We start from the raw sequence: 23,268 nt of genomic DNA, 5'->3' as shown, positions 1-23,268 counted from the left end.
TGCCGGGGGCGGGGAGCGTGCCCCGCGCCCGAGGCAACAGACGCACGAGGCAGACGCACGAGGCAACAGACCGGGTGCGGTATTCCTAGCGGCAGCCGCAGGCGGCGAGCACGGTCGCGGCTCGGTCCAGCGCCGCCCGGTTGCCCGCGGCGCCAGGCGTGAGCCCGTTTCCGATGAAGGAAAAGACCAGGAGCCGGCCGTCGGCATCCACCACATACCCGCTGAGCGCCAGCACCGTGTTGAGGGTGCCGGTTTTGGCGCGCACCAGCCCTGCACCACCGGCCGTGCCTTCGTCCCCGTACCGTGTGTCCAGGGTGCCGGTCAGGCCGGCGACCGGGAAGCCGTCCAGCGCCTCCCGGAGCCTGCTGTCCGTGCCGGACGTGATGGCACGCACCACTTCCGCGAACTGGCTGGCGGAGACCTGGTTGCCCATGGCAAGGCCGCACACGTCCACGAGTTTCATGGAGTCCGCCGGTATCCCGGCACCTGCCACCTGGGCACGGACGGCCGCAGTGGCGCCGTCGTTGCTGCCGGGCCCGCCAGTGGCAAGGGCAGCCAGCCGGCCCAAAGCCTCTGCCAGGTAGTTGTCCGATTCCTGCAGCATCAGGTCAACCTGCTGGGCCACCGTGGCCGACTCCACTGTCCCCAACACACGGGCAGCGGCGTCCGGCCCGGTGTCCGGCCCGCTTTGCGCCGCCCCGGGTGAACGTTCGACGCCGGCCGCCACCGTCAGTCCCGCGGCCGCACCTGCTTCACGGAGCCGGGCGGCGAACTCCGCCGCAGCGGTCATGGCTGAGTCCTGCGGGCGCGGTCCGGTTGTGACGGCAGGATCGAAACGCGCCGAGTTCAGCGCCAGGGGGTACAACGGCGCCACTTCCCCGGCGGCAACATCCCCTTCCTGCCAGGCCGGGTTGAGGGCCGGGCCGGTGAAAAGGGAATCGTCCACCAGGACCTTGATCTCGCCGGTTGTTCCTCGTGCCTTGAGCGAGCCAACGGTCCGGTTTGCAAGCGTGGCCAGGCCGGCGTGGCCCATCACCTGTTCTTCGGCGGATTCCCCGGCTCCCAGCAGGACGTCCCCGCCGCCGGCCAGGACCACCTGGCCGGCGGACGGGCCGGCCGTCACCGTGGTGCTGAAGCGGTGGTCCGGGCCCAGCGCGCGCAGCGCGGCCACGGCAGTCAGCAGCTTCATGTTCGACGCCGGCACCCGGCTTTCGGAGCCTCCCCGGTCGAAGAGGACCTGGCCCGTGAGCGCATCCTGGACCATGGCAGTGAAAGTACCGCCGCCGTCGGTCTTCAACAGCGGGTCCACCTGCGCGGTGACCGAGTCCCGGGATGGCACCCCTGCGGAAGGATCCAAAGTGGCAAGCCCCTGCCGGGCAGAAAGAGTGGCCGGGGCCTGCTGCCATTCGGGAGCGGCCGGCGCGGGAGCGGGGGGTTCCGGACCGAGGAAACCGGGAGCCACCAACAGCGCGGCGGGGAGGGCGAGAGCCACAAGGAGTACGGTGAGCAGGGCCTGCGGCCAAGTCCGGCGCAGGGCCGCCGTGCCGCTCTTAACCGCCCGGCGGATGCGGTCAGGCCACGGATCCGTGCCGGTTGTTCTGGTCATGCTGGTGCTGGTCCTCAAGTCCTGAAATATCCCCACAAGTTCCTGATTCCAGGGCCTCTCGCTATATCCTCAATAGTAGTCGGCGGCACGGACACTCCTTTTTGTGGGCCCGTCAAGTGTGCCGCGCACCCCCTGCAATCGCCGAGGAGCATTCCATGAAGCACGACGTGACCATCGAGATCCCCAAGGGATCGCGCGTCAAGTACGAAGTTGACCACGAGACCGGCCGCGTCCGCCTGGACCGCGTCCTCTTCACCGCCATGCAGTACCCCACCCACTACGGGTACTTCGAAAACACCCTCGGCGAGGACGGCGACCCGTTGGACGCACTGGTGCTCCTGCAGGACTTCGACCTGCACCCGGGTGTCATTGTCGAGTCCCGCCCCATCGGCGTGTTCAACATGACTGACGACGGCGGCGGAGATGCCAAGATCCTGTGCGTTCCCGTGGACGCCCGCTTCGACCACATCCAGGAAGTCAGCGACGTCAACGACTTCCTGATCAGGGAGATCGAGCACTTCTTCACCCGCTACAAGGACCTGGAGCCGGGCAAGTGGGTTAAGGCCGAGGGCTGGGGCGACCGTGCCGCCGCCGAGGCCGAGCTGGAAGCCTCCATCAAGCGCTACGCGCCTACCGGCCACTGATTTCCGGCTGCCACCGGTTTACGACGGCGGGTGCCAGGCTCTGCAGAGCCAGGCACCCGCCGTCGGGCTTTCCCCGCAAGATGTGGAATCGTTGCACTGTGAATTCCGTGCCTTTGTTTCATCCGCCCTGCGGCCCTGTGGCGGGCTGGCGGGACGGTGACGTTCTCCGCGCCACCGGCATTCCCTACGCCACCGCCGCCCGGTTCCAGCCGCCCGTCCCGGCGCCTGACTGGACGGAAACCTTCTCCGCCACGTCGCCCGCACCGGCGTGCCCGCAGGGTCCGGTCCCCTTCCTCGACGACGTCTTGGGCACCCGGTATGGTGAACTGCCCGGCAGCGAGGACTGCCAGAACCTGTCCCTCACCATGCCGGCTGACATTGGCGCAGATGAACGTCTCCCCGTCATGGTTTGGATCCATGGCGGCTCCTACACCACGGGTTCGGGCGACCTCGCCATCTTCGATCCAGCTGTGCTGGTGGCCGAGAACCGGGTAGTAGTGGTTTCGGTGACCTACCGGCTTGGGCTGTTCGGATTCCTGGCAACGCACACCGGCCGGCCGGGCAATTTGGGCCTGCTGGACCAGCTGGAGGCATTCCGCTGGGTGCAGCGGAACATCGCTGCATTCGGCGGGGATCCCGGGCGGGTCACCGCATTCGGCCAGTCCGCGGGCGGGGACGCCATCGCCCACCTGATGGCCACGCCGGAAGCACCCTCACTCTTTCAACGGGCCATTATCCAGAGTGCACCGCTGGGCATCGCCCGCGGGCGCGCCAAAATGAACCACGCCATGGGAATCGCGGCCGAGGCCGTCACCGCGGACACCCCGGCCATGGAGGTGGTGGAGCGGGAGGAACGCGTTGCCCAGGTGGCCCGCCGGTTCGGAATGCTGGCGGCCATGCCTTTTGGTACGCAGTACGGGCACGAGCCGCTTCCGGCGGAGGCCGACATTGAGGCAGCCTGGAACCGGTCTGCTCCCGGAATAGAGGTGCTGATCGGGCACACCGCGGAAGAGGCCCGCCTGTTCCTGCCACGGAACCCCCGCCTGATGCGTTTGCTCAGGCTTCCGGGAGCGGGACCCGCGGCGGTGCGTGCCATTGACTGGGTGGTCACCCAAACCGTCTACGGCAGGGCAGCCCGGAAGTTCGCCCGCCGCCACACCCGCGCAGGCGGACGGGCGCACCGCTACATCCTGCGCTGGCACGCCCCGGGCAACATCTTCGGCGCGGCCCACACCATCGACCTGCCGCTGCTTTTCGGCGCCCGGACCACGTGGGACGGCGTGGGACTGATTGCCGGTGCCAGCTGGGAGGAGGTGGATGCCGTCGGCCGGGAGCTCCGGTCACTTTGGGCCCGCTTTGCCCGCGGCGACGCGCTCGGTAAGTCGGGCGGGATTACGGGGGCTCTGGAGTACGAGTCGGAACGCCGGCCGTCGCAGGCCCCTCAAAGTCCCCGGGCGGCGGTGCACGCGCTGCGGATGGCTTCCGCCAGAATGTCCTGGCGCCGGAAGTAGGCGGAGGTAAAGTCTGATCACGTGAAGACGCTCGGCGTGGACCTGGCTGCGGCCACGAAGAAGACGGCGGTGGCCGTCATCCAGTGGGGCGGGGGCTCGGCCAAACTGGTGCACCTGGTGCTCGACGTAGACGACCAAGAGATTGTGGAGCTCTTCGGCGCATGCAGCCTGACCGGCGTCGATTGTCCCGTCGGGTGGCCGGATGCGCTGATTCCCTTCCTCACCGGACACGCCGCCTTGGACGCCGGACCGGTGCTGGCGCATGACGGAATAGCGGGGCGGCGCCTCCTGGCGTACCGCGACACCGACCGGTTCGTCACCGCCCGCACCGGCCTCATCCCGCTCAGTGTCTCGGCGGACCGGCTGGCCCATCCTGCCATGCGCTGCGCGGTGATCCAGGCGAAAATCGCCGTCCTGCACGGGCCGCAGGCAAGGGACGGCTCCGGACGGCTTGCCGAGGTCTACCCCGCAGCGTCCCTGAAACTGTGGGGACTCAACGGGCGCGGCTACAAGGGACGCGGAATCCCGGAGGCGGAACGCCTCGGCGTGCTGCTGGAAGCCTTGGGCACGCGGACGCCATGGTTGGACCTGGCCGGGTACGGGGACCAACTGGCCGGTTCGGACGACCTGTTTGACGCCGTCGTCGCTTCACTCACCGCCCGGGCCGTGGCCCGCCGTCGCACGCTTCTCCCCGGCGGGGCCCAGGCAGCGGCCGCCCGCAGTGAGGGCTGGATCCATCTGCCGTCCTGCACTCTGGAAGAGCTGGTGGACTAGGGCGTTGGTTGCCCCCCGAGCTTCCAGTTGCGGATTTCCTCCGGATCCTCGCCGTGGGTCCGCGTGTGCTCCCAGGCCCGCATCCGCCGGTCCTGAAGATCCTGGCGGAGGAGCGAGTGCCTCTCGGCGAGCCCCGGCACGCGGTCTATGGCGTCGATTGCGAGCTGGAACCGGTCGATGCCGTTGAGCATGGCCATGTCGAACGGGGTAGTGGTGGTTCCCTCTTCCTTGTAGCCCCGCACGTGCAGGCCCTCCTGGTTGGTCCGGCGGTACGTGAGCCGGTGGATCAGCGCCGGGTAGCCGTGGTAGGCGAAGATGATGGGCTTGTCCGTGGTGAAGATCCCGTCAAAGTCGCGTGCCGGGAGCCCGTGCGGATGCTCGCGGTCGTCCTGCAGGCGCATCAGGTCCATCACGTTGACCACGCGGACTTTCAGCCCCGGAGCACCTTCGCGAAGCAGTTCCGCGGCGGCCACGGTTTCCACGGTGGGGACGTCGCCGGCGCAGGCGAGGACGACGTCGGGCTCCTCACCCGCGGCTTCCGACCCCGCGAACGTCCAGATTCCCAGGCCCCGGCGGCAGTGGTTGGCAGCATCCGCCGGCCCCAGCCAGGTGGGCGAGGGCTGCTTGCCGCTGACCACGATGTTCACGTAGTCCGTGGACGCCAGGCAGTGCTCCATGACGGACAGCAAAGTGTTGGCGTCGGCCGGCAGGTACACGCGGATGACCTCGGCCTTCTTGTTCACCGCATGGTCGATGAACCCGGGATCCTGGTGCGAGAAGCCGTTGTGGTCCTGCTGCCAGACATGGGACGACAACAGGTAGTTTAGCGACGCCACGGGCTGGCGCCACGGCAGTTTGCGGTGCACCTTGAGCCACTTAGCATGCTGGTTGAACATGGAATCGACAATGTGGATGAACGCCTCGTAGCAGCTGAAGACGCCATGCCGGCCGGTCAGGAGGTAGCCCTCCAGCCAGCCCTGGCACAGGTGCTCGCTGAGCACCTCCATCACCCGGCCGGACCGCGCCAGGTGCTCGTCGACGTCGTCGATCCTGTACTGCCACACCTTGTCCGTGACCTCGTAGACGTTCTGCAGCCGGTTGGACGCCGTCTCGTCAGGACCGAAAAGACGGAAGTTTTCCATGTTCAGGGAGATGACGTCCCGCATCCACGAACCCAGCGTGACCATCGGGCTGACCAGCTCGGTGCCCGGGGCGGACACCTCGACGGCATGGTCCCGGTACGCGGGCAGCTTCAGCGCGCGGCGGAGCAGGCCGCCGTTGGCATGCGGCGTCGCGCTCATCCGGAAGTTCCCTGTTGGCGCGCCCTCGGCGACGTCGGGCCGGAGCCGGCCGTCGCCGTCGAACAGTTCCTCAGGACGGTAGGACTTCAGCCACTCCTCAAGCTGGCCCAGGTGCCCGCTGTTGGTGCGGACCTCGGACAGCGGGACCTGGTGGCTGCGCCACGTGCCTTCCACCTGCTTCCCGTCCACGGTGCGCGGCCCGGTCCAGCCCTTCGGCGAGCGCAGGACGATCATTGGCCAGCGGGGCGCGCCCCGCTCTCCCGGACCCGGCGTGTCCGCGTTACCAGGGTTAGTTTCGGCCTCCCACGGGCCCCGGTGCGCGTCCTGGATGGCGCGGATGTCCGCGAGACACCGGTCCAGGGCCTCGGCGAAGTCCTGGTGCGCCTTTTCGGTGGCGTCCGGATCGTCCACGGTCACGAAGTACGGCTCATGGCCGTAGCCGCGGAGCAGCTGCTCCAGCTGCTCCTCCGGCATGCGGGCCAGGACGGTGGGGTTGGCGATCTTGTAGCCGTTGAGGTGCAGGATGGGCAGCACGGCGCCATCAGTTGCCGGGTCCAAAAAGTTGTGGGAGTGCCAGCTGGCCGCCAGCGGCCCGGTCTCAGCCTCGCCGTCGCCGATCACGACGGCGCTGACCAGTTGCGGGTTGTCGAACACCGAGCCGTACGCGTGGGCCAGCGAGTAGCCGAGTTCGCCGCCCTCGCTGATGGAGCCGGGGCTCTCCGGGGCGGCGTGGCTGGGGATGCCGCCGGGGTAGGAAAACTGGCGGAAGAGTTCCGCCATGCCCTCGGCGTCGTTGCCGACGTGGGCGTAGACCTCTGAGTACGTGCCTTCCAGCCAGGCATTGGCGACGACGGCGGGGCCGCCATGGCCCGGTCCGGCGACGAAGAGCATCTCGGCCGAGTCGCGGCGGATCACGCGGTTCAGGTGGGCGTAGACGAAGTTCAGTCCGGGGGTGGTCCCCCAGTGTCCCAGCAACCTGGATTTGGTGTGCTCTGCCGTGAGCGGTTCGCGCAGCAACGGGTTGGAGCGGAGGTAGATCTGGCCCACGGAGAGGTAGTTGGCGGCCCGCCACCAGCGGTCTACGAGTTCGAGTTCTTCCTGCCCCATGCTGCCGGTCATAACCATCCTCACGTCTCGTTCGCCGCCTTGCGGCCGCCATCCCTCCATGGCAGCAGATGGGCCGTCCGGAGGCAACCTGTCAGGGCAGGATCCGCCCGGAGTTCGGGCTTGACCAGCCGTAACACTGGGGTTCCAGGGTTCCTACTACCGGGTAGTGTGTACCCAGAATGTTCACGTTGACCATCAATCAAACGGACAGCCGGCGCGATGGGGACCGGGTGCCGCAGCTTCTCAAGGACCTGCGGCATATTCCTGCGCGCCTGGACTTTGACCGCTCCGTGGAGGATGAGGTCCAGGGCATTGTCGACTTCCCGCACCAGGCGGTGGATGCGGCACTGATCGCCCTGCGTAGCGGTGCCTGGTATGTCGGGATCGGCGTGGGACCGGTCAACGAGCCGCTGCCCAACCAGATCAAGGACGCTTCGGGGCACGGCCTGGTGTACGCGCGGCGTGCGGTGGACCGGCTGCGCAGCAGCAAGGACCGCATTCCTGTGGCTGTGGAGGGCCCGCTGGCGGACGTGGCGCATGACGCCGAGGCGGTTCTCCGGCTGCTTGGTTACATTGTCCGCGACCGGTCCGACGCCGAGTGGCGGGTGCTCGACCTGCTGACGCCAGGCGTCCGTGGGCAGCAGAAGGCCGTGGCGCAGGAACTGGGCATCACCACCCAGGCGGTCAGCAAGGCGGTTGCCCGGGCGCAGTGGAACGAGGAACATGCTGCCCGGCCTGCGGCTGCCCGCCTGCTGGCGCTGATCCTTGAGGTGCGGTAGCTGCCCAGGCAGCCGCCCCCCGTCGGGAATTACCCCGGCGGAGATTAGCCCCGCGCGTTACCCCAGTCCCTCAGCTTGAGGCGGCTGCCAGCACCGGTTCGCCGTTAAAGTATTCAAGCTGCCAGCCCTCGATGGCGTGGTGGTGCGCCAAGTTCAGGACCGCGTTGTCCACGCTCGCCAGGGTCTGCCCGACGGCGCGGCTCAGGCTGACGCGGAGGAGCGTGCCGTGCGTGACCACCAGGAGCCGCTGGCCGCGGAACTCTTCGGCGAGGGCTTCCAGCGCGGCGAGGCCGCGGGTTGCGGCCTCGTCCTCGCTCTCGGCACCTTTGAATCCACCCGGGACGCGCAGCGCATCCAGCTCGGGCCCTGCCTGCATCCCCTCCGCGGGACCGAAGCTGCGCTCGGTGAGTTCCGGGACACGCCGGACCACGGTCAGCCCTAAGCCTTCGGCGATGAGGTCTGCCGTTTCCGCCGCCCGGCTCAGCGGCGAGGAGACGACGGCGTCCCACTGGTACGGAGCCAGGACGGCGACGGCGTCACGCGCCTGGCCGCGGCCGACGTCGTTCAGGGGGATGTCAGTGGATCCCTGGAGCCGGCGCTCGGCGTTCCAGTCAGTCTGGCCGTGGCGGACGAGGGCGAACGTCGTAAGGGTCATGGCTTCTATTCTGCCTTGGCCGGGGACTGGATCCGGACCATGGCGCCCCTTCGCCTGCGCCCACCGGGCTCAGCTGGCGGAGACGACGAAGTAGAGCACGGCGAGGACCAGCGCCACGGGGGTCATGACCAGGCGTTCGGGCTTGCTGCGCGAGATGGCATTCATGACGACGCCGAGCCCGAAGTATCCCGTGAGCACCCACATGGCCACCGCGGTGGCGGGTCCGCCAACCAGTGGTGCCACGATTCCTGCTTTGCCCAGCGCCACGTACCCGAAAACAGCGTAGAGGACGATGGAGACGGCGCTGCCGATGCGCAGGTTCCGGGGAAGCACCTCATGCTGTCCTCCCCACGCCAGCCTCCCAAGAGGGCGGCCGGCGATCAGGAGCGACTGGAAAAGGGCAAGGCCGGCAAGGACCGCGCAGGCGGAAATGGCCGCAACCTGCACCGGAATCATCCGGAAGTACCGCTAAAGGAGGCTGCGCAGCACGTGGGCAGCGCCGTCGTCGAACACGGAGCGGGTAACCTCGTCCGCAACGGCAAGCACTTCCTCCGGCGCCTGGCCCATGGCCACACCCCGGCCGGCCCACGTCAGCATCTCGATGTCGTTCCGGCCGTCACCGATGGCAACGGTGAGGTCGGGATCGATGGCGAGCTGGAGGCGGAGGTTCTCCAGGGCGCTCGCCTTGGTGACTCCTGCCGCGGCGATGTCCAGCCACGCGGTCCAGCCCACTGAGTACGTCACCCCGGCAAGGCCGATGTGGCGGATCGCCTCGTTGAACTCCTCCGGCGTGTTGTCCGTGCTGAACACCACCACGCGCACTGCCGTGGCTTCGAGCATGGTGTGGAAGTCCACGCCCACCGCCTCGACGCCGAAGCTGGCGTCCTGGAACCGTTCGGTGGAGAGGAAGTTCCCGTCCGCGTCCTCCAACGCGTACTTGGCGGATGGAAGCCGCTCGCGGAGGGCGCGAAGCGCAGGCGCAGGATCAAAGGTTGCCCGGTGGATGACCTCGTAGCCGTACTCCAGCTCGGGGTGCAGGCGCAGGGTCACACCGCCGTTGCAGCAGACGGCGTATCCGCGTTCGATTCCGATTTTCTCGATGATGGGCAGGGTGGCGTTGAGGGACCGGCCGGTGGCAATCATCACCTCGTGTCCGGCGGCCACTACGGCCTGCGCGGCTTCCCGGACGCCCGGCGACATGTGGCCATCATGGTCCACGAGGGTGCCGTCCACGTCCAGGGCGACCATCAGCTTCGGTCCGTTGTTGTTTTCGTTGTCTCGCCGGTCATCGTTGCCGGCGACTGTGGTTTCAGTCAGCGTTGTCATCCATCAAGTAGAGCAGACACCCCTGACACGCGGTAGGACGCGCGCCACAGGTTTGCTGAACACCCGGTTAATACTCACAGCCGGTGCCCTGTGTGACTGCTTACCTCGGGGCGCTCCCCCGCCCATGGACATTTCCCCGCTGCGTCTTCAGGGGAATAGCCCATTCAGCGGGGATTGCTCATCTAGTTGTCCACATGCTCCCACCGCGCCATGGCTTCGGGTGCACAACCCGCCCAGCATGGGGTCATGGAATCCGATACCCCTGCCCTGGTTCTCGCCAGCCGCCGTCGTGCCCTCACCGGAAGCAGCCGGGCCCTTTGCCGTGCTTACAGCGCCGGTGCGTTGATCAGGGTCAGAACCGGTGTCTACTACAGCAAAGCCGCGTGGCTGGGTCTCAAGCCGTGGGAGCGCTACGCGATGACAATGGCTGCTATCGCCACGATCGATCCAGAAACAACGTTTTGCTACCTGACGGCCCTACGCATCTGGCGGCTGCCAGTTCCGGGGGTCCCTCCGCAGATTCACGTCATTACGCGTTCACCCCACAAGGCGGGCCGACTGCCTCCCACCACTAACGCTGCACGGAATACCAAGACCGGGATAACCGGCCTGGAAGGTGTCCGCAGCTATGGCATCACCAGGCATCACTGGCCTGCCGAATCCGCGCAGTACCTGGGGTACTCGGTGACTTCGCTGCGCCAGACCGTCGTGGACTGCATCGTGCGGATGGAACTTCCGGAGGCTGTGGCTGTGGCCGACGCCGTACTTGGCCCCGGCCGGAGGCAGGACGAACGGCTGAGCCGGCTCCAATTACTTGAGGCCGCAGCCCTGCTGCCCTCCGCCACGAAACGGCGCCGGATGGAGGAGGTGCTCGATCTGGCGGATGAAGGCTCCGAGTCCGTTGGAGAATCGCGCAGCAGGGCGATGATCTACGTTCTGGGATTGCCGGCTCCGGTCCTCCAGCACTCGTTCTCGGATGCCGAGGGATTCATTGCGCGGACGGACTTCTTCTGGCCGGACTTCGGGGCAATCGGTGAGTTCGACGGCGATGCCAAGTACCTCGAGGACGGCCTGCTGGGCGGAAAGAGTACTCGGGAAGCAATCCTTGCCGAGAAAAAGCGGGAGGACCGGCTGCGTGCCCTTGGGTACAAGGTGGCCCGATGGGACTGGATGACGCTGTCAGATCCGGAGTTGCTGCGTCAACGGCTCGCCGCGGCCGGCGTTCATCCGCAAAAGTCCCCGCACCGTGGTCGTACCCCCCGGGCGTAACGGGGGACTGGACCACGAGGCGGGGACTTTTCGCGCAAGCGGAAGCGGAAGCGGAACCCGACGGCGGGCTACAGGACCGGCAGCACCTCAAGCCCGCCCAGGTACTTCTGCAGGGCCTTGGGCACGTTCACAGAGCCGTCGGCGTTCTGGTGGTGCTCCAGGAGGGCCACAATCCAGCGGGTGGTGGCCAGGGTTCCGTTGAGCGTGGCAACAGCCCGGGTGCCCTTGGCGACGCCGGCCTCGTTCACCGCGCGCTCGCGGATGTTCAGGCGGCGGGCCTGGAACGTGGTGCAGTTGGAGGTGGAGGTCAGCTCGCGGTAGGCGCCCTGGGTGGGGACCCACGCCTCGCAGTCGAACTTGCGGGCGGCAGAGGTGCCCAGATCGCCCGCTGCGGTGTCGATGACCCGGTACGGCAGTTCGCACTTGGCCAGCATTTCCTCTTCCCATGCCAGCAGCCGCTGGTGCTCGGAGGCGGCTTCCTCAACCGTGGTGTAGATGAACATCTCGACCTTGTTGAACTGGTGCACGCGGATGATGCCCCGGGTGTCTTTGCCGTGCGACCCCGCCTCGCGCCGGTAGCAGGAGCTCTGCCCCGCGTAACGGATGGGCCCCGCCGAGAGGTCCAGGATTTCGTCTGCGTGGTAGCCGGCCAGGGAGACCTCCGAGGTGCCCACCAGGTAAAGGTCGTCTTCGGCGAGCCGGTAGATTTCGGCGTCGTGCTTTACATCGAAGCCGGTGCCCTGCATGGTTTCGGGGCGCACCAGTGTGGGGGTGATCATCGGGATGAAGCCGGCCTCAATGGCCTGGTCCATCGCCATCTGCAGCAGCGCCATCTCCAGCCGGGCACCTACGCCGCGGAGGAAGTAGAAGCGTGCGCCGGATACTTTGGCGCCGCGCTCCATGTCGATGCCGCCGATCAGCTCGCCGATTTCCAAGTGGTCGCGGGGCTCGAAGTCGGGGAACTCGCGCGGCGTGCCGACGGTCTTGACCACCACGTAGTCGTCCTCGCCGCCCGCGGGAACGCCGTCCTCGATGAGGTTGGGGATAGTGCGCAGCAGCTCTTCCTGTTTGGTCTGCGCGGCATCGGCTTCGGCGGACGCCGCCTTGACCGCGTTGGCCAGTTCCTTCACCTCAGCCAGGAGGGCCTGCTTCTCCTCGCCCTTGGCCTGTGCCACCTTCTTGCCGAAGGCGTTCTGCTCGGCGCGCAGGTTTTCGAAGCGGATCAGCGCTGCCCGCCGGGCGGAATCCGCGGAAATGATCGCGTCCACAACTGATTCGTCCGCGCCGCGGGCGCGCTGGCTGGCACGGAACTTGTCCGGGTTTTCGCTGAGGTCTTTTACGTCGATCACCATCCAAGGGTATCCAAAACAATGCACGACGGCGGGCGGTTACCGGGCGCGCCGGGCCGGGGGCCTTCCGCCGGGCTACTGTTGAACCACCATGAGCGACTGGATTCTCTACCTGCTGATCGGGGTGGCGCTTGCCTTCGCCATCTCCAGCTGGTGGGGCGTGCGCAAGCTCAAGGCCCTGCACATGCGCAGCGCAGTGGGCGAAGACGCCCACGAATCAGGGCTCGCCCAGCAGCGGGTGGCAGTGGTCCTCAACCCCATCAAGGCGCGTGCCGGCGAGGCTAAAGCCAGCATCCAGCGTGCCTGCCTGGCAGCGGGCTGGGAGGAACCGGCCTTCTTCGAGACCACGGCCGAGGATCCCGGCTTCTCCCAGATGCGGGCCGCCCTGGCAACCAGGCCCGACGTCGTCCTTGTGGGCGGCGGCGACGGTACCGTCCGGGTTGTGGCCGAGTCCCTTGCCCACACCGGCGTGGCGATGGGCCTGATCCCGTTGGGCACCGGCAACCTCCTGGCCAGGAACGTGGACCTGGACGTCAACGACCTCCACGGCAACGTCCAGACGGCCCTCTTCGGCCGGCAGCGTTTCATCGACACCGCCCGGATGGGGATCCACAACTCTCGCACAGGGCATTCCTCCGAGCACGTCTTCCTGGTCATCGCGGGAATCGGCATGGATGCCGAAGTCCTGGCCGACACCAACGACGGCCTCAAAAAGGCGGTCGGCTGGCTCGCCTATACCGAGGCAGGCATGCGGCACCTTCCCGGCCGGCGGAAGAAGATCTCCATCTCGCTGGACGGGAGCCCCGAACAGGTCCGGAACATCCGCAGCGTACTGTTCGCCAACTGCGGCCTGGTGCCCGGCGGGATCGATTTCATCCCGCAGGCCATGATCGATGACGGCATGCTGGACGTGGTGGTGATGAGTCCGCGCAGCGCGCTTGGCTGGCTGCTGATGTACGTGAAGATCATGTTCAAGCACAGCGGGAAGCTGCCCATCATGACCATCTACCGGTCGGGCAGGGTGGTCATCAAATGCCCCGAGCCGATGCCCACCCAACTCGACGGCGACACGTCAGGGGAGGCCACGCGGCTCACCGTGCAGGTGGATCCACGGTCGCTGCTGGTCAGGGTGAAAGGCCAGGTTTAGGGCGACGGCCAGGGTTCGTACGACGACGGCGGCACAGGAAGTTTCTTGGGTTGAGGGTGCTGCTGGTTGCGTAATTTCGGGCGCCGGTCAGGCGCTGGCTTCCTTGGCGGCCTCAGCTGCGGCTTTTGCTGCGGCGCGGGCCTCGGACTGCTCGCGGATCATGGCCTGCTCCTCTTCGAAGCGCAGGCGGTCAGCACGGTCTGCTTCGTCGCCGTCCCAGTCTTGGTTGTCGGCGGTGGGCCGAGGGTTGACAATCATCCCCTGGCCGTCGTTTTCGGTGCTGCTGGTAGTCATGACCCGCTCCCTTCATTAGGGGCCATCCCCCATGTGGATCAAGTAAGCATACGCATTGTCCACAGCCCCGTGAAGTACCCGGGAGCGCAATTACCTACGCTGTGGGCGAAGCGGCGGAAGCGCTTTCCGCCGTCGAAGTTTCCGGCTGCAGCAGCGATCCCACCCAGGCCCTTGCCGCCACGAACGCCTCATCCGAGGTGTGTGCTTCGACGGTTGTCTCCTGCATGTCCGCGCGGGGATATGAACCCAGGAAACGGGTCCTGGGGCTGATCCTGTGCAGGCCGGCCAGTGCGTCTGCCACGCGCGCATCCTCTACGTGCCCGTCCGCGTCGATGCTGAAGAAGTAGTGGCCCAGGTACTGCCCGGTGGGGCGGGACTCGATCCGGCTCAGGTTCACGCCCCGGCTGGCGAACTGGTCGAGGATTTCCATGAGCGCACCGGGCCGGTCTTCGGGAAGCGGAACCACGAGAGTGGTCTTGTCGGCGCCGGTCCGCTCCGGAAGCAGCCCCGGACGGCTGACCAAAACGAAGCGTGTCACCGCCTCCGGGTTATCCCCGATGTTCTCCGCCAGCACGCAGGGACCGGGCTCCTCCCGGACCACGAGCGGTGCGCAGATGGCGGCGTCGTAGTGGCAGCCATCTGCCAGCAGGCCCAACGCCGCGGCTGCCGTTGACGAGCCTGGCACGTACTCCGCCGCCGGAAGGTTCCGGCCCATCCACAGCCGGCACTGCGCCCAGGCATGTCCATGGGTGGATACCCGCCTCACGTCCGCGAGCCTGACGCCGGGCCGGGCCACCAGGACGAAGCTGATGGGCACCAGCACTTCCCGGATGATGCGCAGTTCCTGGCCGCCGGCGATGGCGTCCAGGGTGGCCGTGACGCCGCCCTCCACCGAGTTCTCGATGGGAACCATGGCCGCGTCAGCGGACCCGCCCCGGACCAGGTCCAGGGCGGCGTTCACGTTGGACGCCGGGATCCGTTTCGCCGCCCCGGCATCCGGCACCTGCATCAGGGCTGCCTCGGTGAAGGTTCCTTCAGGACCGAGGAACGCGTACGTGGCGGGTGAACCGTGCATCAGAGGACGATGGGCTTGAGCCCGTTGTCCGAGACCAGGGGTTTTCCGAGTTCCAGCCACTGGTCCATGCCGCCTGCCACGTTGATGGCGGTGTAACCCTGGCCGGTCAGCCATTGCGCTACCCGGAAGGAGCGGCCTCCGGTTCGGCAGATAATGTACAGGTCCTCGTCCGGATCCAGTTCTTCCAGCCGGGCAGGGATCTGGTCCATGGGGATGTGCACTGCGCCCTCGGCGTGGCCCGCTGCCCATTCATAGTCCTCCCGGACATCCACCACCACGGCGTCGTCGGGGATGTCGTGGACGGGTACGGTATCGAAATCACTCATGGCAAGTCCTGTCGTGGCGGATCGGAGTCAGCTTAAAGCCTAGTGCTTTGGCCGCGGCCGGGCCCGGGGCCGCGGCAAGTTACTCTTCATAGGGAAGCCGAAGGAGGACACGTGCCCGCAGACCAGCGCACCACCCCTGCCACCTCGGGCGGCCCCGGGCCCGGCACCCGGCAACAGCGCGCGGAGTGGTGGTATCTTGGCTGACCTCCATGAGCTGTCCGCCGTCGAACTGCGGGATTGCCTGCGGCAGGGCGACATCTCGGCTACGGACGCTGCAGCCCACTTCCTGGCCCGGGTGGAGCAGCGCAATCCCCTGCTGGGCGCCTTCGTCACCGTGACGGCGGAGCAGGCGATGGCGCAGGCACGCGCGGCCGATGCCCTGCGTTCCCGCACCGCTGCCGGCGAGCTGCCCCTCCTGCACGGCATGCCGCTGGCCTTCAAGGACCTCACCGACGTTGCCGGCGTGGTGACGACCCACGGCAGCGCGGCACTGGACCGCAAACCGGCGCCGGCGGACGCGCCGCTGGTGGCGCTCCTGAAGGAGGCCGGCGTGGTTCCGCTGGGAAAGACGCAGGTTCCCGAGTTCGGCCTGACGGCATACAGCGAAAACCGGGTCGCGCCGCCGTCGCGCAATCCCCATGCTCCCAGCAGGAGCTCGGGCGGCTCCTCTGGCGGCAGCGCTGCCGCGGTGGCAGCAGGCCTGCTCCCCTTCGCCCCGGGGACCGACGGCGGCGGTTCAGTCCGCATTCCCGCGGCGGCCTGCGGGCTGGTCGGGTTGAAGCCGGGCCGGGGCCTGGTGCCCGCCGGGGAAAGCCAGGGCGACCCCGCGCGGCTGGTGGTGCCAGGGCCACTCGCCCGGAGCGCCGCCGACGCCGCGCTGATGCTGGACGCTATGGTGCCCGGCGCCGGGTATCTGCAGGCCATGGGCCAGGAACCGTCGCGGTTGCGGATTGGCCTCACCCTGGACAGCCCCTGGTCCGGCACGTTTCCGTTCACGCCGGACCCGGAAGCACTGGAGGCGCTCGAAGCCGGGGAGAAGCTCCTGGCGCACGCCGGGCACTCCGTGGCCGACGCAGCCATCCGCTACGACAACCGTTACGCGGAAGCGTTCACCACGGCCTGGACCGCCGGGGTGGGGAGCGCCCGGATCAGCCCGCACCGCGAAGCCCTGCTGGCGCCCCTGACCCGGACATTCCGCCGCCGGGCACAACAGCGCAGCCCCGCCAAACTTGCCGAATCGCTGGCGTTCCTGCGGCAGTTCCAGCAGGACACCGTGGCGCAGTACGGGCAGTGGGACCTGATGTTGATGCCTGCACTGGCCCAGACCCCGCGGCCGGTGGGCTGGTTCACCGGGACCGCGCACGGCGATGACCGCTGGCCTTCCGCGTACTGGCCGGGAGATGCCGACGACGACTACCGGAAACAGTGCGAATTCGCGCCCTGGTCCTCCATGGTCAACGTGTGCGGACTGCCGGCCATCACCATTCCGGTTCACTGGACGGGCACATCCTCCGGCCAGGGGCTGCCGATGGGAATCCAACTGGTGGGCCCACCAGGCTCGGAATTGCTGCTCCTGCAGGTGGCCCACCAGCTCGGCTTCTAGGGCGCGGGCTGGTGACCTGCACCTGACCTGGGCAACGCCGGCGTCCGCGAAGGCCTGGTTAAGGGCCACTGACATTGCCGCGGACCGGCAAGCGCCGAATGTGCCTGCAAAGTGTCGACTCCTCAGCGCATCAGGAGGACGATTAAAGGGCAGTCACTATGAGGAGGTCTGTGATGTGCTATTCATCCAGCAAGGACTTCGGGTGGGGCATCAAAAAGGACGCCGAACGCCAGCCTGAAGCCAAGCAGGAAACACCGGTGGAGACACCGGAGCCGCGGATCAAGGCGCAGGACTACACGTTCTGGGCTTTCCCGAACTGGCGCAGGACGCCAACGCCCCGCACCCCCTCCGCCGGACGGAGCAAGGAAAGGGTCTAGCGCGCCGCTCACCACAGAAGGGTCTCCGCCGGAGGCCCTTCTGTGCTGGAAGGGCCCGGGCGCAGAACGTGCCGGGCCGCCGGCTGGAGGATTGACGCATGCAGGGACAGTTTGTGCACGAGGCCACGCTTCGGATTGACCACGACGCCGATCCAGGGGCGCCGGGAGCAGCAATTACCGTGGCGTTGTGCGGGAGTTGGGAGCATCCCCCGCCTTGCCCCTTGGCCGCCCATCACACCGCAGTCCGGCAGGACAATGACACGCTGAGGCTGCGGACCATCTTCTCTGCCGACCCGGGGCAGGAAGGTGAGGTCCGGCGTCGGATTCGGGCGGCGCTCGCCCGCGGAAGCATGGCCGGACCGGGCGGCGAAGTGTCCCGCTGGGCCCTCCTGGGGAGTGAAGCGGGTGAACTGACGACGGCGGAACGGGAGCATGTCCGCCGGATGGCCGGCACGTAGCACTGTTGTGCCAGCGGAAACCCGCCCGCTAAGGTGGCATCATAAGTATACTTACGATTTTTGGAAGGGGTCGGCAATGAGTGCTGGACAGTACACGCCGGGGACCGAGGGCCAACCGGAGCCGACGGCCGGTGGGAATCCGCCGGTCGGTCCAGCCGGCGGATCCGCAGCGCCGGACCAGCGGCCGCCGGGCGCGGCCCCGGTAAATCCCGCACCCGCAAGCCCAAGTCCCACAACCGCAGGTCCCACAAACCCTGCATCCGCGGCGACCCCCCAGCCCCAGGCCCCAGAACCGCGGGTGACCCGCGCCGGCGTCGTTTGGGTTGCAGTGGTGGCGGCCCTCGTCCTGCTGATTCTGCTCATCATCTTCATCCTGCAGAACCAGGACCTGGTGCTGGTCCGATTCCTGGGCTTCGAAGGCACCGTCCCGCTGGGTATGGCGCTCTTCATCGCCAGCGTTACCGGCGGGGTCCTGGTGGCGGCTGCCGGTGGCGCCCGCATCCTCCAGCTCCGCGCCAACGCCCGCCGCACCCGCACCGCGCAGCGGAGGTAGTGCAGGACCGGAACCGATAAGGAGCGCAAACAGGGAAGGGCTGCGCCGGGACAACTCCCCGCCCCCTGGGCCACTCCCCCCTGCACGCGCAGGGGAATAGCCCATCCGGAGGGGAGTTTTGCGCGCGACACGCCGGGCTGTCTGGGCAACCGGACAGCCCGCGGCTTTTCCCTGTTCTCATCGGCCCGCCAACCCAGTGTGATGGAACCTACGTTTTATCACCCAAGGAGTTTTGGCCATGGCCGCAGGAAATACAGCCGTAGAGGCACGATCCATTGAAATGATTCCGCACCACGAACGCCACGGCAGCCCGCGGGGGCAGTTCACGCTGTGGTTCGGTGCCAATGCGCAGATCACCGCCATTGTGGATGGCGCGCTGGCCGTCGTCTTCGGCGCCGACGCGTTCTGGGCCATCATCGGCCTGCTGGTGGGCAACGTGGTGGGCGGTGCTGTCATGGCGCTGCATTCGGCACAGGGACCCAGGTTGGGGCTGCCGCAGATGATTTCCAGCCGGGCGCAGTTCGGCGTCTACGGGGCGGTGATTCCGCTGGTCCTGGTGATCCTGATGTACATTGGCTTCGCTTCCACCGGCACCGTGCTCTCCGGGCAGGCCATCAACCTCATGCTCGGCGTGGAGGCGCCCGCCGTCGGAATCCTCATCTTCGGCGCCGCAACGGCCCTGCTGGCCATCCTCGGCTACAAGTACATCCACGCCCTGGGCCGGATTGCCACGGTGGTGGGTCTGGCCGGCTTCCTGTACCTGACGGTTGCGGTGTTTACGAAGTTCGACGTGACGCAGGTGATGATGGTCAAGGGCTTCGAATGGCCCACGTTCCTGACGGCAATAGCCTTGGGCGCCGGATGGCAGCTGACCTTCGGCCCCTACGTCGCCGACTACTCCCGCTACCTCCCCGCCAACACATCCGAGCGCAAGACGTTCTGGTACACCTTTGCCGGCTCGGTTGGCGGCGCGCAGTGGGCAATGACGCTCGGTGCGATCGCCGGCGGCTTGTCCGCCGCGAAGCTGGGCGGCGACTTCCTGAAGAACCAGGTGGGCTACATGGGCGACCTCGCGGGCGGCGGCCTCATCGCCGTCTTTATCTACCTGGTGATCGTCACCGGCAAGCTCACGGTCAACTGCCTCAACGCGTACGGCTCCTTCATGTGCGGCGTCACCATCAGCACGGCCGTCAATCGCAGGGACTCCGTCTCCAAAACCGTCCGCATTGCCTTCATCATCGCCGTCATCGCAGCCAGCGTCCTGATTGCGCTGTTCGCCAGCAAGGACTTCCTGAACCTCTTCAAGAACTTCGTCCTGCTGCTGCTGATGGTGTTCACGCCGTGGTCCGTGATCAACCTCGTGGACTACTACAAGATCTCCCGGGACCGGCTGGACATCCCGGCGCTCTACAACCCGGACGGACGCTACGGCCGCTGGAACGTGGCGGCGCTGGCCTCCTACGGTATCGGCGTCCTCATCCAGATCCCGTTCCTGGCGCAGGCCCTTTACACCGGCCCCGTCACAAAGCTGCTGGGCGGCGCGGACATCTCCTGGCTGGTGGGGATCGTGGTCACCATGGCCATCTACTACCCGTGGGCGAAGGCCACCAACCGGGCACCGGCCGAGTCGGTGTACCCGGACAGCGGCGAGGACCGGGTTCCGCTGGCGACAGCCGCCAAGGGATAAGGAACGACGACGGCGGCCCGGTTGGAGGACATCCGCCCGGGCCGCCGCTTTGGCCGGCCCGGTTGTGCCCGGGTCAGAAGGTGTAGGTGGCCGTGGAGCCGGCGTAGGCCAGCCCGATGATGAGCAGCAGCCAGAACGCACCGTAACCAAGCAGGCACAGATAGCCCAGCACCAGGCCGGTGATGGACATGCCCTTGCCGGACGGCTCGCGCTTGAGTGCCATGTGGCCGGTCACGATCGCCGCAATCTGTGGAAGCAGCAGCCAGCCCATGATCACGGACGCGATGCCGCACACCATGCTGGCAATACTCAGGGTCTTTGGCTCGGCGGGCATCCCGTAGTAGGAAGGCTGCCCATAGGGGCTGGCCGGCTGGGAGTACGGTGCACCGCCCTGCGCATACTGGCCGCCGCCGTACTGGGTGCCACCGTATTGGGCGCCGTACTGGTTTCCCTGGGCGTAGGGGCCTTGGCCATATGCGGGCTGCGACGGCGCGTCGGAGCCGTACGGCGGCACGAAGCGCGGGGGCTCGTAGCCGGCTGGCGTTTCAGCGCCCGACGGCGGCATGCCGGGTTGGGAGGCCTGGTCCCGCGAGGAGCCGGGCCACTGGGAGTCGGGCCGCTGGGAATCAGGGCGCTGGGAAGGCTGGTCGGTCATGGTTTTCCCCCTGGAATTTTGGTTCCAGCCTATCGCCTGCGGGCACCTCCCGAACCCGTTAGTGAAGGACGAGCTTCACCGCCAGGCCGAGCATGACGGCGCCGATCACCAGATCCACGGCCCGCCACGTCCTGGCGCTGCCGAGCACACCCGCCAAGGCGCGTGCACCGTACCCCAGTGCAGAAAACCATAGGATGCTGCCCGCCACGGCACCGCCCGCGTAGACCCACCGAAGATCGGACCCCTGCTGGTTGGCGAGGCTCCCCACCAGCACCACGGTGTCGAGGTAGACGTGTGGGTTCAGGAAGGTCAACGCCACCGTGGTGGCCACCACCGAGCCCTTCGACCGCGGCGGCTCCTCGTGGAGGGCGGACGGCTTCAGGGCAGCAACGAAGGACCTCGCCGCGAACCACACCAGATATGCTGCACCGCCCCACCGCAGTACCTCCAGGGCTTCCGGAAACCGGCTCACCAGCGCGCCGATCCCGGCGGTCCCGCCAAGGATCAGGGCTGCATCGCCAGCCATGCAGACGGCAACCACCGCGCCGATATGTTCGCGCCGGACGCCCTGGCGCAGGACGAAGGCGTTCTGCGCTCCGATCGCCACGATCAGCGCCAACCCGGTCAACATCCCCGCAAGTCCTGTCATCACCATGCCTCGACGGTACGGAGGCCGACGAGTGAAGACAAACGAATGATTCTTCCGCGTCATTAGACTTTCTTCATGAACTTTGAACACCTCCGGGCGCTCACAGCCGTGATCGACGAGGGAACCTTCGAAGCGGCCGCGGACCTCCTGCGGCTCACACCGTCAGCCGTTAGCCAGCGCATCAAGGCCCTGGAAGCTGCCACGGGCCAGGTCCTGGTGCGCCGTCGGCTGCCCTGCACCCCCACCGACGCCGGCGTGGTGTTGCTTCGGATGGCGCGCCAGGTACAGGTCCTTGAAGCGGAGGCCTCAGCAGCCCTCGGCAACGGCGCCGCGTCCCGCGCGCTGGTGCCGGTGGCCGTCAACGCGGACTCGCTGGCCACCTGGTTCGTTCCGGTCCTGGGCGACGCTGCAGGCTGGGAGGACACCACCCTGGACCTGCATGTTGAAGACCAGGGCCACAGCAGCCAGCTCCTGCGGCAGGGGGACGTCATGGGCGCTGTGACTTCCGATCCCGTCCCGGTAAACGGGTGCCGTGTGGAGCTGCTGGGCCACATGCGGTACATCCCGGTGGCTGCCGCCGTACTCCACCGGCGGTTTTCGGGCTCCCGGGGCGTGGACTGGGCTGGCATGCCGGTATTGAAGTTCAACGCAAAGGACAACCTCCAGCGCCAGCTGCTGGCGGCCAAGGGCCTGGAACAGTCACCGCCCACGCACACCGTTCCGTCGTCGGAAGGGTTCCTCGCTGCCATCAAAGCCGGCCTGGGCTGGGGCATGGTTCCCGAACTGCAACTGGGAACGGAGCTGGCCGACGGGTCACTGGTCCTCCTCGAAGGGGACGCCCACGAGGATGTACCCCTCTACTGGCAGTCCTGGACGCTTGATTCCAAACGGCTCAACCGCGTCACCGGGTCCGTCCGGGATGCCAGCCGCCATCAACTGCGCGCGGCTGCCACGGGCGGCCGGAAGGGTGGCGCCGCCCGGCGGGCCGGGCGCGGGGTTAGCGCGCCCAGTACGGCAGGACGTACACCGCGAAAATGACGAAGGCCGCCAGCAGCGCCAGCCGGCCCGCGCTGGTTCCGGCCTGCCGGTGGGGCCGGAAGCTCCTGCCGTGCCGCGCTGCTCCGGAATGCCCGCCACGGGAGGAGGGTCGGGACGGCGCGCTGCCCGGTTTCGCGGTCTTCTCAGCCAGTCCTGCGTCTTGCCTGGCCAGGGGCTTTTCGTGTGTGGACGGCGCGCCGGGCGGCAACCCTCCAGCCGGCCGGACCACGGTTCCGGCCCGGACGTTCCGGAAAGCGGTGATGCCGGGCTCCTGTTCATGCGTGAGCTCCTGGCCGAGGTGCGCATACAGCCCCACCACGGTTTGCTGGTCCAGCACGGCCGGCAATGATTCAATGGCCGCCACTACGCGCTGGGAGCCCGCCACCGCGACGTCCGAGTTGGTGATCCCAAACACGTCCGGCTGGGCAGCCATGCAGATCAGCGGGCGGACCAGCCTGCGGTGCGGCGGCGCAATGACGGACGCGACGGCGGCACACTGGGCAAGTGCGCCCTCCACCGCCTGGGTCCGCGCGTAGCGGCCCTGCCACAGCACCCCGGCTGCCACGCGGACCTCGCCGGTCCAGTTCTTGGCGTCCACCACCACCACGCCGCCCGGGCCGACCAGAACATGGTCCAGGTTGGCCTTCGGCCGCCCCGGCCAGTGCACGTCGTGCAGCACATACCAGCCGCGCGGCACCAGCTCACTGAGCTTGTCTGCAACCACCCGTTCGCCCGCGGCCCCCGCGTCCCACGCCTTCGTGGCACGCTCGGCCTGGTCGAGCTGGCGCTTGAGCCTGGCAACCCTCTCAGCGGCCAGCCGTGACTGCTCGGCTGCTCCGTCTCCTGCCCCCATGGTTGGTCCCTGCTTCCCTGCCGTGACAGCGACGGCGGCAGGCCGCCGTCGCCCTTTGCCTGCGGATGTTTATCCGGATTTTTTGAAACTAACAGGGGGCGCGGGGGCCGGTATATAAGTACTTTTCCCGCGTGTACTCAGGTTCGCTACTTGGTTTGCGGTGATGACACGGCTCCGTCACAGGGGCCCGAATGTGGGCGGTTCGTTTTGACTGCCGCGAGGTTCTGGCATG

Annotated in this window: 24 protein-coding genes; 12 read left to right on the top strand and 12 right to left on the bottom strand. The window is 67.6% G+C overall.

Annotated elements, in window-relative coordinates:
* Positions 1-85: 85 nt before the first annotated feature.
* Positions 86-1,606, bottom strand: coding sequence for a D-alanyl-D-alanine carboxypeptidase/D-alanyl-D-alanine endopeptidase (gene dacB / locus AC5RUU_RS10080; protein ID WP_493975070.1), 1,521 nt, complete (start codon positions 1,604-1,606; stop codon positions 86-88).
* A gap of 155 nt (positions 1,607-1,761) precedes the next feature.
* On the opposite strand from dacB, the gene AC5RUU_RS10075 reads away from it, so the two are divergent.
* The 3 genes from AC5RUU_RS10075 to AC5RUU_RS10065 all read left to right on the top strand — a co-directional run bounded on the left by AC5RUU_RS10075 (position 1,762) and on the right by AC5RUU_RS10065 (position 4,535).
* Positions 1,762-2,250 (top strand): inorganic diphosphatase, encoded by a 489-nt coding sequence (locus AC5RUU_RS10075; RefSeq protein WP_493975069.1) that lies wholly within the window; start codon positions 1,762-1,764, stop codon positions 2,248-2,250.
* 80 nt (positions 2,251-2,330) lie between these two features.
* Positions 2,331-3,761, top strand: a complete 1,431-nt coding sequence (locus tag AC5RUU_RS10070; RefSeq protein WP_493975068.1) for a carboxylesterase family protein — start codon at positions 2,331-2,333, stop codon at positions 3,759-3,761.
* Positions 3,762-3,782: 21 nt separating this feature from the next.
* Entirely contained in the window at positions 3,783-4,535 is a 753-nt protein-coding gene (locus AC5RUU_RS10065; protein WP_493975067.1) for a DUF429 domain-containing protein, read from the top strand.
* Here AC5RUU_RS10065 and AC5RUU_RS10060 read toward each other — a convergent pair.
* On the bottom strand, positions 4,532-6,955 hold the full coding sequence (locus AC5RUU_RS10060) for a phosphoketolase family protein (RefSeq protein WP_493975066.1): 2,424 nt from the start codon (positions 6,953-6,955) through the stop codon (positions 4,532-4,534). The two genes, AC5RUU_RS10065 and AC5RUU_RS10060, sit on opposite strands and share 4 nt — an antisense overlap.
* 167 nt (positions 6,956-7,122) lie before the next feature.
* On the opposite strand from AC5RUU_RS10060, the gene AC5RUU_RS10055 reads away from it, so the two are divergent.
* Positions 7,123-7,722, top strand: coding sequence for a hypothetical protein (locus AC5RUU_RS10055; RefSeq protein WP_493975065.1), 600 nt, complete (start codon positions 7,123-7,125; stop codon positions 7,720-7,722).
* A gap of 70 nt (positions 7,723-7,792) precedes the next feature.
* Here the strand turns inward: AC5RUU_RS10055 and AC5RUU_RS10050 are convergent, their stop codons facing one another.
* The 3 genes from AC5RUU_RS10050 to AC5RUU_RS10040 form a co-directional block, all read right to left on the bottom strand.
* Positions 7,793-8,377, bottom strand: a complete 585-nt coding sequence (locus AC5RUU_RS10050) for a histidine phosphatase family protein (protein ID WP_493975064.1) — start codon at positions 8,375-8,377, stop codon at positions 7,793-7,795.
* Between the two features lie 69 nt (positions 8,378-8,446).
* The gene (locus AC5RUU_RS10045; RefSeq protein WP_493975063.1) at positions 8,447-8,833 is read right to left on the bottom strand and encodes a hypothetical protein; all 387 of its coding nucleotides are present in this window, start codon (positions 8,831-8,833) and stop codon (positions 8,447-8,449) included.
* A gap of 12 nt (positions 8,834-8,845) precedes the next feature.
* Positions 8,846-9,703 carry an HAD family hydrolase gene (locus tag AC5RUU_RS10040; RefSeq protein ID WP_493975062.1) on the bottom strand — a complete coding sequence of 286 codons (858 nt, stop codon included), beginning with the start codon at positions 9,701-9,703 and terminating at the stop codon, positions 8,846-8,848.
* 246 nt (positions 9,704-9,949) lie between these two features.
* Between AC5RUU_RS10040 and AC5RUU_RS10035 the strand changes: the two genes are divergently transcribed.
* Complete coding sequence (locus tag AC5RUU_RS10035) at positions 9,950-10,972, top strand: hypothetical protein (RefSeq protein ID WP_493975061.1); 1,023 nt, start codon at positions 9,950-9,952, stop codon at positions 10,970-10,972.
* A gap of 68 nt (positions 10,973-11,040) precedes the next feature.
* Here AC5RUU_RS10035 and serS read toward each other — a convergent pair whose 3' ends face one another.
* The gene (gene serS / locus AC5RUU_RS10030; protein WP_493975211.1) at positions 11,041-12,321 is read right to left on the bottom strand and encodes a serine--tRNA ligase; all 1,281 of its coding nucleotides are present in this window, start codon (positions 12,319-12,321) and stop codon (positions 11,041-11,043) included.
* 91 nt (positions 12,322-12,412) lie between these two features.
* On the opposite strand from serS, the gene AC5RUU_RS10025 reads away from it, so the two are divergent.
* Positions 12,413-13,468, top strand: coding sequence for a diacylglycerol/lipid kinase family protein (locus AC5RUU_RS10025; RefSeq protein ID WP_493975060.1), 1,056 nt, complete (start codon positions 12,413-12,415; stop codon positions 13,466-13,468).
* Between the two features lie 87 nt (positions 13,469-13,555).
* Here AC5RUU_RS10025 and AC5RUU_RS10020 read toward each other — a convergent pair whose 3' ends face one another.
* The 3 genes from AC5RUU_RS10020 to AC5RUU_RS10010 all read right to left on the bottom strand — a co-directional run bounded on the left by AC5RUU_RS10020 (position 13,556) and on the right by AC5RUU_RS10010 (position 15,163).
* Positions 13,556-13,762: a hypothetical protein gene (locus tag AC5RUU_RS10020; RefSeq protein ID WP_493975059.1), complete on the bottom strand. Its 207-nt coding sequence runs from the start codon at positions 13,760-13,762 to the stop codon at positions 13,556-13,558.
* Between the two features lie 94 nt (positions 13,763-13,856).
* Positions 13,857-14,837: a prephenate dehydratase gene (pheA, locus tag AC5RUU_RS10015; protein WP_493975058.1), complete on the bottom strand. Its 981-nt coding sequence runs from the start codon at positions 14,835-14,837 to the stop codon at positions 13,857-13,859.
* A complete protein-coding gene (locus tag AC5RUU_RS10010; protein WP_493975057.1) occupies positions 14,837-15,163 on the bottom strand; it encodes a rhodanese-like domain-containing protein in 327 nt (108 codons plus the stop codon). The genes pheA and AC5RUU_RS10010 overlap by 1 nt, the downstream gene beginning before the upstream one ends.
* A 196-nt stretch (positions 15,164-15,359) precedes the next feature.
* Between AC5RUU_RS10010 and AC5RUU_RS10005 the strand changes: the two genes are divergently transcribed.
* From AC5RUU_RS10005 to AC5RUU_RS09985, 5 genes are all read left to right on the top strand, one after another.
* Entirely contained in the window at positions 15,360-16,766 is a 1,407-nt protein-coding gene (locus tag AC5RUU_RS10005) for an amidase (RefSeq protein WP_493975056.1), read from the top strand.
* Positions 16,767-16,939: 173 nt separating this feature from the next.
* Positions 16,940-17,143: a hypothetical protein gene (locus tag AC5RUU_RS10000; RefSeq protein WP_493975055.1), complete on the top strand. Its 204-nt coding sequence runs from the start codon at positions 16,940-16,942 to the stop codon at positions 17,141-17,143.
* 98 nt (positions 17,144-17,241) lie between these two features.
* A complete protein-coding gene (locus AC5RUU_RS09995) occupies positions 17,242-17,601 on the top strand; it encodes a hypothetical protein (protein ID WP_493975054.1) in 360 nt (119 codons plus the stop codon).
* Positions 17,602-17,899: 298 nt separating this feature from the next.
* On the top strand, positions 17,900-18,154 hold the full coding sequence (locus AC5RUU_RS09990; protein ID WP_493975053.1) for a lipopolysaccharide assembly protein LapA domain-containing protein: 255 nt from the start codon (positions 17,900-17,902) through the stop codon (positions 18,152-18,154).
* A gap of 238 nt (positions 18,155-18,392) precedes the next feature.
* Positions 18,393-19,841, top strand: a complete 1,449-nt coding sequence (locus AC5RUU_RS09985) for a purine-cytosine permease family protein (RefSeq protein WP_493975052.1) — start codon at positions 18,393-18,395, stop codon at positions 19,839-19,841.
* A gap of 73 nt (positions 19,842-19,914) precedes the next feature.
* On the opposite strand, the gene AC5RUU_RS09980 is transcribed toward AC5RUU_RS09985, so the two are convergent.
* Both AC5RUU_RS09980 and AC5RUU_RS09975 read right to left on the bottom strand, forming a co-directional pair.
* Complete coding sequence (locus tag AC5RUU_RS09980; protein ID WP_493975051.1) at positions 19,915-20,496, bottom strand: DUF4190 domain-containing protein; 582 nt, start codon at positions 20,494-20,496, stop codon at positions 19,915-19,917.
* A 58-nt stretch (positions 20,497-20,554) separates the two neighbouring features.
* Positions 20,555-21,127, bottom strand: a complete 573-nt coding sequence (locus AC5RUU_RS09975) for a LysE/ArgO family amino acid transporter (protein WP_493975210.1) — start codon at positions 21,125-21,127, stop codon at positions 20,555-20,557.
* Between the two features lie 93 nt (positions 21,128-21,220).
* Here AC5RUU_RS09975 and AC5RUU_RS09970 point away from each other — a divergent pair, with 93 nt between their 5' ends.
* Complete coding sequence (locus AC5RUU_RS09970; RefSeq protein ID WP_493975050.1) at positions 21,221-22,183, top strand: LysR family transcriptional regulator ArgP; 963 nt, start codon at positions 21,221-21,223, stop codon at positions 22,181-22,183.
* On the opposite strand, the gene AC5RUU_RS09965 is transcribed toward AC5RUU_RS09970, so the two are convergent.
* Positions 22,143-23,036, bottom strand: a complete 894-nt coding sequence (locus AC5RUU_RS09965) for a nuclease-related domain-containing protein (protein WP_493975049.1) — start codon at positions 23,034-23,036, stop codon at positions 22,143-22,145. The genes AC5RUU_RS09970 and AC5RUU_RS09965 overlap by 41 nt on opposite strands.
* Positions 23,037-23,268 lie beyond the last annotated feature (232 nt).

Source organism: Arthrobacter sp. K4-10C (assembly GCF_059090085.1).
The sequence above is the reverse complement of the archived record's forward strand: the minus strand, read 5'-3'. Positions and strand labels throughout refer to the sequence as shown.